General features: G+C 35.2%; 10 protein-coding genes. 5 read left to right on the plus strand and 5 right to left on the minus strand.

All coding sequences use genetic code 11. The features are described from left to right. Positions 1 to 22: 22 nt before the first annotated feature. Positions 23 to 1,000 carry a sensor domain-containing diguanylate cyclase gene (locus BM088_RS14715; protein WP_091985601.1) on the plus strand — a complete coding sequence of 326 codons (978 nt, stop codon included), beginning with the start codon at positions 23 to 25 and terminating at the stop codon, positions 998 to 1,000. 73 nt (positions 1,001 to 1,073) lie between these two features. Here BM088_RS14715 and BM088_RS14720 read toward each other — a convergent pair whose 3' ends face one another. The 4 genes from BM088_RS14720 to BM088_RS14735 all read right to left on the minus strand — a co-directional run bounded on the left by BM088_RS14720 (position 1,074) and on the right by BM088_RS14735 (position 6,784). Further along, positions 1,074 to 2,636: a SpoVR family protein gene (locus tag BM088_RS14720; RefSeq protein WP_091985604.1), complete on the minus strand. Its 1,563-nt coding sequence runs from the start codon at positions 2,634 to 2,636 to the stop codon at positions 1,074 to 1,076. A 135-nt stretch (positions 2,637 to 2,771) separates the two neighbouring features. Then, positions 2,772 to 4,046, minus strand: a complete 1,275-nt coding sequence (locus BM088_RS14725; protein WP_091985612.1) for a YeaH/YhbH family protein — start codon at positions 4,044 to 4,046, stop codon at positions 2,772 to 2,774. 22 nt (positions 4,047 to 4,068) lie between these two features. Continuing rightward, positions 4,069 to 5,991, minus strand: a complete 1,923-nt coding sequence (locus BM088_RS14730; RefSeq protein ID WP_091985616.1) for a PrkA family serine protein kinase — start codon at positions 5,989 to 5,991, stop codon at positions 4,069 to 4,071. Between the two features lie 211 nt (positions 5,992 to 6,202). Beyond that, positions 6,203 to 6,784 (minus strand): Fe-Mn family superoxide dismutase, encoded by a 582-nt coding sequence (locus BM088_RS14735; RefSeq protein WP_091985619.1) that lies wholly within the window; start codon positions 6,782 to 6,784, stop codon positions 6,203 to 6,205. 160 nt (positions 6,785 to 6,944) lie between these two features. Between BM088_RS14735 and BM088_RS14740 the strand changes: the two genes are divergently transcribed. The 4 genes from BM088_RS14740 to BM088_RS14755 all read left to right on the plus strand — a co-directional run bounded on the left by BM088_RS14740 (position 6,945) and on the right by BM088_RS14755 (position 14,578). Then, positions 6,945 to 7,289, plus strand: a complete 345-nt coding sequence (locus tag BM088_RS14740; protein ID WP_091985623.1) for a Grx4 family monothiol glutaredoxin — start codon at positions 6,945 to 6,947, stop codon at positions 7,287 to 7,289. Between the two features lie 115 nt (positions 7,290 to 7,404). Further along, positions 7,405 to 8,298 carry a substrate-binding periplasmic protein gene (locus tag BM088_RS14745; RefSeq protein ID WP_091985808.1) on the plus strand — a complete coding sequence of 298 codons (894 nt, stop codon included), beginning with the start codon at positions 7,405 to 7,407 and terminating at the stop codon, positions 8,296 to 8,298. 396 nt (positions 8,299 to 8,694) lie between these two features. After that, positions 8,695 to 13,152 (plus strand): glutamate synthase large subunit, encoded by a 4,458-nt coding sequence (gltB, locus tag BM088_RS14750; protein ID WP_091985627.1) that lies wholly within the window; start codon positions 8,695 to 8,697, stop codon positions 13,150 to 13,152. 10 nt (positions 13,153 to 13,162) lie between these two features. Then, the gene (locus BM088_RS14755; protein ID WP_091985631.1) at positions 13,163 to 14,578 is read left to right on the plus strand and encodes an FAD-dependent oxidoreductase; all 1,416 of its coding nucleotides are present in this window, start codon (positions 13,163 to 13,165) and stop codon (positions 14,576 to 14,578) included. A gap of 63 nt (positions 14,579 to 14,641) precedes the next feature. Here BM088_RS14755 and BM088_RS14760 read toward each other — a convergent pair whose 3' ends face one another. After that, complete coding sequence (locus BM088_RS14760) at positions 14,642 to 15,175, minus strand: hypothetical protein (protein ID WP_091985635.1); 534 nt, start codon at positions 15,173 to 15,175, stop codon at positions 14,642 to 14,644. Positions 15,176 to 15,256 lie beyond the last annotated feature (81 nt).

A 15,256-nucleotide genomic window follows, 5' to 3' on the forward strand; every position in this document is an offset into this window, starting at 1 on the left:
CTTATTTTAGAAGATTTATATTATGCCTGCTGCCGATTTTGAAATGAATGAAATTCATTGGATGATGGATATGTTTAATACCATTGACGTTGGGTTAGTGGTTTTAGATCGAAAATATAATATCTGTGTTTGGAATGGTTTTATGGAAAACCATTCAGGTTTATTACCCAGCGCAGTAAAAGATAAAGATGTTTTTGACTTATTTCCAAGCATAGATGAAAAATGGTTTCGAAGTAAAGCAGAAGCTGTTTTTGTATTAAAAAATCGCTCATTTACCATTTGGGAACAGCAACCTTATATATTTAAGTTTAAAAACTATCGCCCAATCACAGGTAAAGCCGATCATATGTATCAGAATGCGACCTTTATACCTCTAACAAATACATTAGGTGAAGTAGGGCATTTATGTATTATTTTATATGATGTTACTGATGAAGCTGTCAATAAGCTAGAATTAGAGCTTGCCAATAAAAAATTAGCAGAATTAAGTCGTATAGATAAATTAACCGGTTTATATAATCGTGGTTTTTGGGAAGAAAGTTTACATAAAGAATTTAAACGTATTAATAGAAATAATAATGAAAGTTGTTTATTAATGTTTGATATCGATCATTTCAAATATGTGAATGATAATTTCGGGCATGCGGGTGGAGATGCAGCAATTCGCCATATTGCTGATGTATTAAAAAAGACACTGCGAGAGTCAGATATTGCTGGGCGGTATGGTGGTGAAGAGTTTGCAGTTACTTTGGTGGATACAGATGTTGAAGGTGCTGTTATTTTTGCGGAACGTTTGCGTAAGATTATTGAGAGCTCGACTATTTTTTATGAAGAAAGTGAAATTAAGATAAAAGTGAGCTTAGGTATTGCTAAGCTAGATACACATTTTGCTAAACATGAAGATTGGATTGTCGCAGCTGATAGTGCATTGTATTGCTCTAAAGAAAATGGTCGCAATCAAGTTAATGTCTATAAAAAAGAAAATAATAACCCCGAATAATATCGGGGTTTTCTGAAAAACCATCTGATTTTTTGATCTTAATGCTTACATTATAAAAGCTGTAATAGATAAGCTAAATGGCTCCTTGATCATCCTCATCTATGGGGCATTGTGCTATATCTGAAACAACGCCGGTGGAAGAAATTGACTCTAACTTTACTTTAAATCCCCATAATCTATGTAAATGTCTTATGACCTCTTCTTTAGAGTCTGCTAAAGGAATGTCGTTATGTGGTATGTATCTAAGTGTTAGTGAGCGATCACCTTTTAAGTTCACGTCATATACCTGAATATTAGGCTCTAAGTTACTTAGGTTATATTGAGCTGATAAGGTTTGACGTATATCTTGGTATCCTTGTTTATCATGAATTGCACTAATATTTAAATAACTTTGTTTTTCATCATCTAAAATTGAAAAAAGTTTAAACTCCCTGATGAGTTTAGGTGATAAATACTGACTTATAAAACTTTCATCTTTAAAGTTACGCATTGCAAAATGTAAGGTATCTAGCCAGTTACTACCTGCAATATCTGGGAACCACTCTTTATCTTCATCTGTTGGGTTTTCACACATTCTGCGTATATCAACCATCATATTGAATCCTAAAGCATAGGGGTTTATTCCTGAATAATAATTACTATGATAAGGGGGTTGATAAACAACATTAGTATGGCTTTGTAGTACTTCAAGCATAAAGGCATCTGTCACTTTACCTTCATCATATAAGTGGTTCAGTATTGTATAATGCCAAAAAGTTGCCCAGCCTTCATTCATGACCTGAGTTTGTTTTTGAGGATAAAAATACTGTGAAATTTTTCTTACTATGCGAATTATTTCTCGCTGCCAGGGTTCAAGAAGGGGTGCATGTTTTTCAATAAAATAAAGTATATTTTCCTGTGGTTCAGCTGGAAAACGCAGAGTATCTTGTTTTGCTTCTTGTTGCTGTTGCGGAATCGTTTTCCAAAGCTCATTAACTTGAGATTGCAGATAATCAGCACGCTGCTCTTGTCTTTTTTGCTCTTCATATAATGAAATTGACTGAGGGCGTTTATAGCGATCTACGCCATAATTCATCAATGCATGGCAAGAATCAAGGAGTGACTCTACTTGAACTAAGCCATGTTTTTGTTCGCAATTTGCAATATAGTTTTTAGCAAAAACAAGATAATCAATGATTGAACTAGCATCTGTCCAAGTTTTAAATAAATAATTGCTTTTAAAAAAAGAGTTGTGGCCATAGCAAGCATGAGCAATTACTAGCGCTTGCATAGGTAGGGTATTTTCTTCCATTAAATATGAAATACAGGGTTCAGAATTAATTACAATTTCGTAGGCTAAACCCATTTGACCGCGTTTGTAGCTTTGTTCAGTTTGTATAAATTTTTTACCAAATGACCAGTGGCTATATCCGATAGGCATACCAATACTAGAATATGCATCCATCATTTGCTCGGCTGCAATGACTTCTATTTGATTTGGATAAGTGTCCAATCGATAATGCTTGGCAACCCGAGCAATGTTTGTTTGATACTGCCCAAGAAGCTCAAATGTCCAGTCTGGCCCATCACTTAATCTATTATTTGATTTATCAGTTAATTTATTTTCAGGCTTATCAATTATGCTATCTTCTGTCATATTGAATTTCCTTTTAAAATACGGAACCAAAATTGAAGGTAAATAAATTTAAAAACAACCATGTTATTTAATTTTTTATTAGGTTCGTTAAATACTTTATTGTTTAGCATATTGACCCCTTAATTATTATTTTAGTTAAGCTTTCTGGCTATTTTTTTTGAAAAGCTCTCTAAAAATAGGGTAAATATCTTCCACAGAGCGAATATGTTGGATTGCAAAGTTATCAAAAGTCTGTGTTATTTTTTCATACTCACGCCATAAACTTTGATGAGCTCGGTTTGTAATTTCAATGTAAGAATAATATCTTACTTTAGGTAAAATATTATTAAGTAATAAATCAGTGCAGTTGGGGGAGTCATCAGCCCAGTTATCACCGTCCGAAGCTTGAGCAGCATATATATTCCACTGAGTTGGGTCATACCGTTTAGCTACAATTTCATCCATGAGTTTCAAAGCACTTGATACAATTGTGCCACCGGTTTCTTGAGAGTAAAAAAATTCTTGCTCATCAACTTCTTTTGCTTGTGTATGATGTCGAATATATACAACTTCAATATCTTTATATGTTCTGGTTAAAAACATATAGAGTAAAATATAGAACCTTTTTGCCATTTCTTTTGTTGCTTGATCCATAGAACCAGATACATCCATTAAACAAAACATTACGGCTTTACTGGTTGGTTTTGGCCTAAGCTCATAATTACGGAACCTTAAATCAAATGAATCAATAAAAGGGACTTTTTTGATTTTTGCTTTAAGTTCTTCAATTTCTTTAAGCAAAAGCTTTATAGCGGCTAAATCAGGTTCAATATTTTGCTCAAGTTCTACTAATGAAGCTTCTAAAGCCTTTAGTTTTCTTTTTTTTCCAGCTGACATTGCAATGCGACGAGCCAGTGAACCTTGAAGAGAGCGGACTATGTCAATATTCGTAGGCACACCGTCAGAGCAAAAACCAGCCCTATGAGTTTCCATTTCCATTAATTTATCTAGCTGTGTTTTTTGCAAGTTAGGAAGTTCTAAATCTTCAAATAACAAATCTAAATATTCATCTTTAGAAATTGAAAAGACAAAATCATCTTCGCCTTCACCTTTATCGCTGGCTTCACCTTCTCCGCTACCAGATCCTTGACCACCTAGAGGGCGTTTTATTTTATCTCCTTTGGTAAATTGATCGTTTCCTGGATGAACTGTATTTCTGGTACCACCTTTTCCTTGATGAAAATTAGGTTCACCGATATCTTTGCTGGGAATAGATACACTTTCTCCTTGATCAATATCTGTCACACTACGTTTATTTATTGCATCTGATACTGCTTTTTTTATTTGTTGTTTGTAACGGCGAATAAATCTTTGTCTATTCACCGTACTTTTATTTTTGCCATTTAATCGGCGATCTATAAAGTGGGCCATATATTTCCCCCTTTGATTAAAATTACTGCGACTTACGTACGCGTAAGTACCATTCAGATAATAGTCTTACTTGTTTTTGGGTATAACCTTTTTCAACCATGCGATTTACAAAGTCTTGATGTTTTTTCTGATCATCACCTGATGTTTTTGCATTAAATGAAATAACAGGTAATAAATCCTCGGTATTAGAGAACATTTTTTTCTCAATTACTGTTCTTAATTTTTCGTAACTTGTCCAAGTTGGGTTTTTACCATTATTGTGCGCTTTAGCCCTTAGTACAAAATTAACGATTTCATTTCTGAAATCTTTAGGGTTGGAAATTCCAGCTGGTTTTTCAATTTTTTCAAGTTCTGCATTTAATGCAGCTCTATCAAATAATTGGCCAGTATCCGGATCTCTATATTCTTGATCTTGAATCCAAAAATCTGCATAAGTGACATATCTATCAAATATATTTTGTCCGTACTCTGAATATGATTCTAAATAAGCTGTTTGAATTTCTTTACCAATAAACTCGACATACTTTGGAGTTAGGAACCCTTTTAAAAACTCAAGGTAGTGCTCTTGAAGATCTTGAGCAAATTGCTCCCGCTCAATTTGTTGTTCTAATACATAAAACAAATGAACCGGGTTGGCTGCTACTTCGGTATGATCAAAATTAAATACTCGTGATAATATTTTAAAAGCGAATCGAGTTGAAAGCCCTTGCATACCTTCATCAACACCCGCATAGTCTCTATACTCTTGATAAGATTTAGCTTTAGGGTCTGTATCTTTTAAAGTTTCACCATCATATACACGCATTTTTGAATAAATACTTGAATTTTCGGGCTCTTTTAAGCGAGATAAAACACTAAACTGCGCTAATGTTTCAAGCGTACCTGGCGCACATTGTGACGTTTTTAGTTCACTGCTTTGAATTAACTTCTCATAAATTTTTATTTCTTCTGATACACGTAAGCAATAAGGAACTTTTACAATATAAACACGATCTAAGAATGCTTCATTATTCTTGTTATTTCTAAATGTTTGCCATTCAGATTCATTTGAGTGAGCTAATATTATTCCTGTAAAGGGTAATGCCGACAGCCCTTCAGTACCGTTGTAGTTGCCCTCTTGTGTTGCAGTTAATAAAGGATGCAATACTTTAATAGGTGCCTTGAACATTTCAACAAATTCCATTAAACCTTGATTCGCGCGACATAAAGCGCCAGAAAAGGCGTATGCATCAGGATCATTTTGTGCAAAATGTTCTAATTGTCTAATATCTACTTTACCAACTAAAGCACTGATATCTTGATTGTTTTCATCACCTGGTTCCGTTTTAGCTATGGCAACTTGATCTAAAATTGAAGGATAACGTTTTACAACTTTAAATTGACTTATATCACCATTAAATTCATGTAAACGTTTTGCAGCCCAAGGTGAAATAATTGTTTTTAAATATCTTTGATTAATGCCGTATTCTTTTTCTAACAGCTCACCATCTTCTAAAGAATCGAATAAGGATAAGGGGTGATCATTTACAGGAGAGCCTTTAATGCAATATATTGGCATTTTCTGCATCAAAAATTTTAGTTTCTCTGCTAATGATGATTTACCACCACCTACAGGGCCAAGTAAATACAGAACCTGTTTGCATTCTTCAAGACCTTGCGCTGCATGTTTTAAATAAGAAACGATTTGTTCAATCGCTTCTTCCATACCATAAAATTCATTAAAGGCGGGATAACGAGCAATTACTCGGTTCGAGAAAATGCGACTTAGTGTAGGATCTTGAGAAGTATCAACCATTTCAGGGTCACCGATTGCTAATAAAAGGCGTTCTGAAGCACTCGCATAGGCTGACTTATCATTTCGACAAATTTCTAAAAATTCAGAAATTGTATATTCTTCTTCTTTGGCCGCTTCATATCTGGCCTGGTAGTGATCAAATATTGTCATATGGACCTCCAATCAGTATCACAAAAACATTGTTAAAATGAATCGCTGTATTTTAAGCTTAGTCGCAGTTATGAAATAAAGTGAAGATTTTTAAAGAAAAATTTTACTATTGAATTGTAATTGTTGATGTTTTTGCAATAAAGGCTTGTTCATTGATAGATGTGGAAATAAAAAAAGCACTCAATGAGTGCTTTTCATCTTTGATTTGAAATTATGCAAAGTTCTTATTTGCAAATTCCCAGTTCACTAATGACCAGAAACCTTTCAGGTAATCAGGACGAACATTACGGTAATCTATGTAATATGCATGCTCCCATAAATCAACTGTTAAAATTGGTGTAAGGCTTTCATCAGTTAACGGTGTTGCCGCATTTGAAGTGTTCACGATATCAAGAGAGCCATCAGCAAGTTTAACTAACCAAGTCCAGCTTGAACCAAAATTGTTAACTGCTTTATCATTTAATGCAGCTTTAAATTCTTCAAAAGAACCCCACTTTGCATTTATTGCATCAGCAATTGCACCAGTTGGTTCTCCACCTGCATTTGGTGCTAGTGAGTTCCAGTAAAAAGTATGGTTCCAGATCTGTGCTGCGTTATTAAAAACACCACCTTCAGAAGAGCATACAATTTCTTCTAAAGTTTTGTTTGCAACATCAGTACCTTCTATTAAACCATTTAATTTTACGACATAAGTATTATGATGTTTTCCGTGATGAAACTCTAAAGTCTCTTTTGAAATATGAGGTTCAAGTGCATCGATTGCATAAGGTAGTGACGGTAATTGAAATGCCATTTTTTATTTCTCCATGGGCTTTTGTTAAGTACAACGGTTAATAATGTGGTAATATACCTGAGTATTTTACTCAAGTTTTACTAAACAGCAATATTATTGTTGTTTAGATTAAATTACTTATATATTTTCTGTAGCCAATTATGGCGTTTTGAGGTTGTAGATGGAAACCATTGATAAAATTAAACAACAAATTTCTGAAAATCCAATAATTCTTTATATGAAAGGTTCACCAAAATTACCAAATTGTGGCTTTTCATCTCAGGCAACCCAAGCTTTAATGGCTTGTGGTGAGCAATTTGCCTATGTAGATATTTTGCTAAACCCTGATATAAGAGCTGAATTACCAGCTTATGCAGATTGGCCTACTTTTCCACAATTATGGGTTGAGGGTGAATTAGTTGGCGGGTGTGACATTATCATGGAAATGTTTCAAAAAGGTGAACTTCAACCTTTAATAACTGAAACAGCTGCAAAGTATAAAACAGAAGATGACTCAGCAGAGTAATATTTCAGGCGTCAATATACTTTATAGAAAGCGAGCTTAGCTCGCTTTTTTTATGTCTGAAATTTGTTTACTATACTACTCATTACAGAATTTAGCACAGCCATGCTGCAAAGAAATGAGTCAAAAATATTACCTTATATTATTGTTTTTTGTTTTCGCAATCCAAGCGCGTGATGTGAATGTGCAATACAAAATAAATGAACATGTATATAAAGTAATAGGAAATGAAAAAAAAGGTCTTTATATATTTAATAAAGGAGCGACGAAGCAGGTTAAACTTGTCACATTAAACTGGCCTCCTTATATATCTGAACATATGTGTGGGCAAGGTTGGGTGCAGCAACTGGCAATTTCTCTTTTAAGTCATAGAGGTTACCAAGTCCAAGTACAATTTTTACCTTGGGCAAGGGCGGTGAGAAATACAGAACTTGGCAATGTAGATATATTATATCCTGAATATTTTATAGAACAACTTGCTCAGAGTGATGTGACCCCCAATACGACTAGAAACCAACATTTGATTTTATCAGATCCCTTTCTTGGTGGAACGATTGGCTTTATTAAGCGTAAAGGTGAAAAAGATAAGTACCAAGGTCAATTTGAGAACTTAAAGAATGTGAAAATCGGCGTTGTAAGAGGGTACCAAAATACACCTGAATTTGACTCCCTTTTAGATCAAAACTATTTCACGAGGCAACTTGCCAGAGATGATTTGCAGAATGTACGGTTATTATTAGCTAAAAGAGTTGACCTTATTATTGGTGATCCTCTTGTGATTAAGCACACAATTTTAAGCTCTCAATTAAGTGACGCCATCAAAAAAAGCATGCTTGAAAGTATAGAAACTGTTTTACCTCTCATTCAATATAAGCCTTTACACTTTGCTATTTCAAAAAAAGTACCGTATTGGAAAATTTTATTACAAGATATAAACCATGCTTTAAAAGAATTTGAGAAAAAGGGTGTAATTACTTATATCAAAAATCAAGCCAAAAACTGTTTAAACTAACCCTCTATTTGCCTATTTCTGTCTATAAATTCAATTCATTTTTAATTAAAAACCTTAAAAAGGTTAATTGGTATTACCATGAATAGTTATTCAGCGTTTCTATGCTTTACGTTTACGTAAACGTATTTGCATTGTTTTTTGTATTTACATTTTTAACAATATGACACCAGTGTCATGAATTTTTAGCAGGTGTTTTTCCGTGATTTATGCGAAATGTTAATTTTAATGTGTATTTGTACATTGTGGGAAATATTCAGTTTAATGAATAGCTATTCAAAAAAGAATTGACTAAGAGTGATTAAATGGTTAATTTTACTCACTACTAGGGTTCATTACTTTTAAAACTGAGCACGTCGCATTTTCAAGCTCTGGTGATAGCAAGGGAGAGGTTCATACATGTTATATGACTCAACATATGAAAAAGATAACTGTGGCTTTGGGTTAATTGCTCATATAGATGGGCAGCCAAGTCATAAATTAGTTCGCACGGCCATTACGGGTTTAGATCGTATGCAGCATCGTGGCGGTATTGCTGCTGATGGTAAAACGGGCGATGGTTGTGGCTTATTGTTGCAAAAGCCTGATAGTTTTTTCCGTGCTATTGCCGAGGAAAATAAGTGGCATTTAGCTAAAAATTACGCTGTCGGTATGGTTTTTTTTAATCTTGATATTGACATCGCATCTCGTACTCGCGCTATTATTAATGAAGAACTAGAAAAAGAAACATTATCAATTGCAGGTTGGAGAGAAGTACCAACAGATACATCAAGTTTAGGTCCGATTGCAATAGAGCAATTACCTCGTTTTGAGCAGGTTTTTATTAATGCGCCGGAGGGCTGGCGTTCAAAAGATTTAGAGCGTAGGTTATACATAGCACGAAGAAGAATTGAAAAACGCATTGATTTTGATAGTGACTTTTATTTTTTGAGTTTATCGGGGTTAGTCACTATTTATAAAGGCTTGGTTATGCCAGCTGATTTACCGAACTTTTATCTTGATTTAGCGGATATGAGAATGCAATCGGCAATTTGTGTATTTCATCAAAGGTTTTCTACGAATACACAACCTCGTTGGCCATTAGCGCAACCATTTAGATATTTAGCCCATAATGGTGAAATTAATACTATTGCAGGTAATCGCCAATGGGCAAGAGCAAGAGAGTATAAGTTTTCATCACCGTTATTACCGGATCTAAAAACCGCTGCACCTTTTGTAAATGAATCAGGTTCAGACTCTTCTTCACTAGATAATATGCTTGAAGTTTTTTTAGCTGGAGGCATGGATATTTTCCGTGCTATGCGTATGTTAGTGCCCCCTGCTTGGCAAAAAAATCGCGCTATGGATGATGACTTACGTGCTTTTTATGATTTTAACTCTATGCATATGGAACCTTGGGATGGTCCTGCTGGTATTGTTATGTCTGACGGGCGATTCGCAGCCTGTAATTTAGATAGAAACGGTTTACGTCCTGCACGTTATGTGATCACTCAAGATGGGTTTATGACACTAGCATCAGAAGTCGGTATTTGGGATTATTCACCTGATGAAGTTATTGAAAAAGGCAGAGTTGGACCAGGTGAGTTGCTCGTAATTGATACTTTAAAAGGTAAAATTTGGCAGTCAGATGAAATAGATCAAGATTTAAAATCACGTCATCCTTATAAAGAATGGTTAGAAAAAAATGTAAAGCGTTTGGTCCCATTTGAAAAAGTTGAAAATGCATTAGATAGTGTCCGAAAGTGGGATGCTGAACAATTACATTTATATCAAAAAATGTTTGGTTATTCGAATGAGGAATTAGATCAATCACTTAGGATTATGGGTGAAAATGGTCAAGAAGCAACAGGGTCTATGGGTGATGATACACCATTTGCTGTACTTTCAAGTAAAGAACGTTCTTTATTTGATTATTTTCGCCAAAAGTTTGCACAAGTCACAAATCCTCCAATTGATCCGTTACGTGAAAACCATGTGATGTCGTTAGCAACTTGCATAGGTCGTGAGCAAAATGTATTTAATGAAACCACAGGTCATGCCAAACGGTTACAGTTTGATACTCCGATTTTAATGTGTTCAGATATTGAACAACTTGTAAATGAAGATCAAGCGCATTATTCAAATGCAAAAATTAGTTTAAATTATGAAGCAAAAGAAGGTTTAAAATCTGCAATAGAACGTATTTGTGATGAGGCACAATCATTAGCTAAAGATGGTACAGTACTAATTATTTTATCTGATAGAAATTTAACAAAAGAGACTTTACCAGTGCCAGCAGCTATGGCAGTAGGTGCGGTTCAAAGGCGTTTGGTTGATAACAGTTTAAGATGTGATACTAATGTTGTAATAGAAACAGGAACGTGTCGTGACCCGCATCAGTTTGCCGTCTTACTTGGTTTTGGTGCAACTGCTATTTATCCATATTTAGCATTTGCTTCGCTTGCACGAATGGTACGAGACAAAGTAATAGAAAAAGATGAGTCGCAAGTTTTTATCTCTTATCGAAATGCGATTAATAAAGGTCTGTATAAAATCATGTCCAAAATGGGCATTAGCACTATTGCTAGCTATCGCTGCTCTATGTTATTTGAAGCAGTAGGTTTAGCTGATGATGTTGTTGAACTTTGTTTTAAAGGTGTGGCAAATAGAGTGCAAGGTGCTGATTTTAATGACTTTCAGCAAGATTTAATTAACCTTTCTCGAAAAGCTTGGATCAAGCGTAAAGCACTTGATCATGGTGGTCTATTAAAATATGTCCATGATGGTGAATATCATGCTTATAATCCTGATGTGATTGATACATTACAAAAGGCTGTTAGGTCAGGTGAATATAATGACTATGTAAAATATGCAGATCTTGTAAATAATCGCCCCGCAACGACATTCAGAGACTTGGTAACATTGAAGTCGAATGAAAATGCTATTTCAATTGATAGCGTAGAGCCTGCCACTGAGTTATTTAAACGCTTTGATTCCGCCGCAATGAGTATAGGCGCACTATCACCTGAAGCGCATGAAGCTTTAGCAATAGCAATGAATACTTTAGGTGGTCATTCAAATTCAGGTGAGGGTGGTGAAGATGTTAAACGTTACGGCACCATTAAAAACTCACGTATAAAACAAGTTGCATCAGGCCGATTTGGTGTTACCGCACATTATTTACGAAATGCTGATGTCATTCAAATTAAAGTTGCACAAGGTGCTAAACCTGGTGAAGGCGGGCAGTTACCCGGCGATAAAGTAACTCCTTATATTGCCCAGTTGCGATATTCTGTACCAGGAGTGACATTAATTTCACCACCACCACATCATGATATTTACTCTATTGAAGATTTAGCACAACTTATTTTTGATTTAAAGCAAGTGAACCCTGATGCACTTATTTCAGTAAAACTAGTATCAGAACCAGGTGTTGGCACTATTGCAACGGGTGTTGCAAAAGCATATGCCGATTTGATCACTATATCTGGTTATGACGGTGGAACAGGAGCAAGCCCACTAACATCGGTAAAATATGCGGGAAGTCCATGGGAGTTAGGTCTGGCTGAAACACAGCAAGCTTTAGTTGAAAATGGTATGCGACATAAAATTCGTTTGCAAACAGATGGCGGATTAAAAACGGGTCTTGATATTGTTAAAGCTGCTATTTTAGGTGCTGAAAGTTTTGGCTTTGGAACCGGGCCTATGGTTGCTTTAGGTTGTAAATTTTTAAGAATTTGTCATTTAAACAACTGTGCTACCGGAATAGCCACACAGGACGATAAACTTCGACAAAATCACTATCACGGTCTACCTGAAATGGCGATGAATTATTTTAGATTTATTGCACAAGAAGCACGTGAAATTATGGCTGGTTTAGGTATTACACGTTTAGTGGATTTAATTGGTCGTACGGATTTACTTGAAGTACTTGAAGGTAAAACATCTAAGCAAAGTAAAATTGATTTATCAGGGTTACTTGCAAAACCACATAATAAATCAGGTGAAACTTTATATAATTCAGCAAAAAATATTTCACACTATTGTGGTGAACTAAATGAAACTTTGTTAGCACAAGCAAAAGAAGCAATAGACTCTAAATCCGCAATACAATTACGTTCTTTTGTAAGTAACACAGATCGTTCTGTGGGAGCCATGTTATCTGGCTATATTGCACAGCAATATGGCAATCAAGGCTTGGCAGCTGAACCTATTCATATCGAATTAACCGGAACTGCAGGGCAGTCTTTTGGTGTTTGGAATACGGGTGGATTAGATATGACTTTAATTGGTGATGCTAATGATTATGTTGGTAAAGGTATGGCAGGAGGTAAGCTTGTGATACGTCCACCTGTAGGCTCTGCATTTAAATCACATGAAGCGAGTATTATTGGAAATACATGTTTATATGGCGCAACAGGTGGAAAACTACTTGCTGCAGGATGTGCAGGTGAGCGTTTTGGTGTTCGCAATTCAGGTGTTATTGCTGTTGTTGAAGGAGTTGGTGATAACGGTTGTGAATATATGACAGGTGGAATAGTGTGTATTTTAGGGTCTTGTGGGATCAATTTTGGCGCTGGTATGACGGGCGGTTTTGCTTATGTATTAGATGAAGAAGGCGATTTTGAAAAACGTATTAATTCTGAGCTTGTAGAGTTAGTTGAAATGCAAGATTTAACAATTCATCATGAACATTTACGTGGTTTAGTTGCAGAGCATTTAGATGAAACAGGTTCCTGTCGAGCTGAAATGATCTTAGCGGATTTTGAAACTTACTTAACGAAATTCTGTTTAATAAAACCAAAATCTAGTGATGTAAGCAGTCTTTTAGGCCATCGCGCCAGAAGTAGTGCCGAGCTAAGAGTTCAGGCACAATAGGAGTATTCTGATGCCAAAAAATGTTTATCAATTTATCGATGTACAACGTGTTGATCCACGAAAAAAGCCCATATCTTCACGGAAAAAAAAGTTTGTAGAAATTTATGAACCATTTTCAGACAAGCAAGTAGATTCTCAAGCGGATCGTTGTCTCGATTGTGGTAATCCATATTGTGAGTGGAAATGTCCAGTTCATAATTATATTCCACAGTGGTTAAAGTTGATTAAATCAGGTCGCATTTTAGAAGCTGCCGATTTATCACATAGAACAAATAGTTTACCTGAAGTATGTGGAAGAGTGTGTCCGCAAGATAGATTATGTGAAGGTGCATGTACTCTAAATGATGAGTTTGGTGCTGTCACTATTGGTAATATTGAAAAATATATTACTGATACGGCTTTTGAAATGGGTTGGAAGCCTGATATGTCACATGTTGTTTTTTGTGATAAAAAGGTGGCCATTATTGGAGCCGGTCCCGCTGGTTTGGCTTGTGCCGATATTCTGGTCAGAAATGGTGTAAAACCTGTTGTTTTTGACCGCCATCCTGAAATTGGTGGTTTATTAACTTTTGGTATTCCATCATTTAAGCTTGAAAAAAGTGTAATGCAAAAGCGCCGAGCAGTATTTGAAGAAATGGGTGTTGAATTTCGCTTAGGAATTGAAATTGGTAAAGACATTACACTGAAGCAAATAGAACAAGACTTTGATGCAATATTCTTAGGTGTCGGTACATATAAAAATATGCGCGCAGGTCTTGAAAATGAAGATGCTCCAGGTGTATATGATGCATTGCCATTTTTAATATCTAATACAAATCGTGTTATGGGTTATGAAAAAAATATCGATGAATATATCGATATGTCTGATAAAAAAGTGGTGGTATTAGGTGGTGGTGATACGGCAATGGACTGTGTACGAACTTCTGTACGCCAAGAGGCAAGTGAAGTTATTTGTGCTTATCGCCGTGATAAAAAAAGTATGCCTGGCTCTAAACGTGAGGTTAAAAATGCTCAGGAAGAAGGCGTGAAGTTTATGTTTAATTTACAGCCTCTGGGTATTGAGCTTAATGACTCAGGAAATGTATCAGGTATTAAAATGGTAAAAACCCAGCTTGGTGACCCGGATGAAAAAGGTCGTCGCCGTGCTGAAGTGATTGAAGGTTCTGAGCATATTGTAGCCGCAGATGCCGTTATTATGGCATTTGGCTTCCAACCTCATGCAATGCCTTGGCTTGAACCATTAGATGTTGAACTTGATCAATGGGGTAGAATTAAAGCACCAGAAAATGCAACCTTCACCCATCAAACAAGTAATCCTAAAATATTTGCTGGTGGAGACGTGGTTAGAGGTTCTGACTTAGTTGTTACTGCAATATTTGAAGGGCGAAATGCGGCAGAGGGTATTATGGATTATTTAGAAGTTTAAATTTGTTAACAAATAAAAAAAGGCTTGATTTATCAAGCCTTTTTTAGTGTCAAAATTAGAGGGTTAGTCTTTTTCTAATTCATTTTCTGGTGTTAATAAAGGGTCTTCTGCAGCCTCATCTTCAATAACTAAATCTGGTGTTTTAAGAGTTACAATTAATGCGGGCATTATTTGTGTGTAAAATTCATTATGATAATCGCGAGCGCTAGTTGGTAATTCTTGGATAAAATCTAAAATTTTATTTGCAATCGTTTCTTTGTCATTGGAAATATTCGCTTTTGCTAATTCACTGTTTAACGTATTAATTAAATTTTCTAAAGTAGATTCAAGGATTAATAAATTATCTTCGTTGTGTGCTTGAACAACAAAGAAATTTCCCGCAATGGCTTGCAAGTTTTGACCATGTTTTGGTCTTAAAATTTTAGCTTCTATAAATTGTGATATTTGAGTTTTAAAATGTGAAATAGCGTGATTTTGTCTTTCAGTAAAATTTTGCTTTTTAAGTAAAATGGCTTTTTTCTTATTACTTTCAATGGTTAAGAAAACACCTAAAAGTGTAATTAATAAAATAATGGTGAAAAATACTACGTAAGTCATAAATATTCCGTATAAAATAAACTGTGCTTCAATAAGGGAGCACTTCTTCTTGTTAAAAATCTAATTATAATTATATAAACA

It is taken from the genome of Pseudoalteromonas denitrificans DSM 6059, from assembly GCF_900112265.1.
In the GTDB taxonomy this organism is placed as follows: domain Bacteria; phylum Pseudomonadota; class Gammaproteobacteria; order Enterobacterales; family Alteromonadaceae; genus Pseudoalteromonas; species Pseudoalteromonas denitrificans.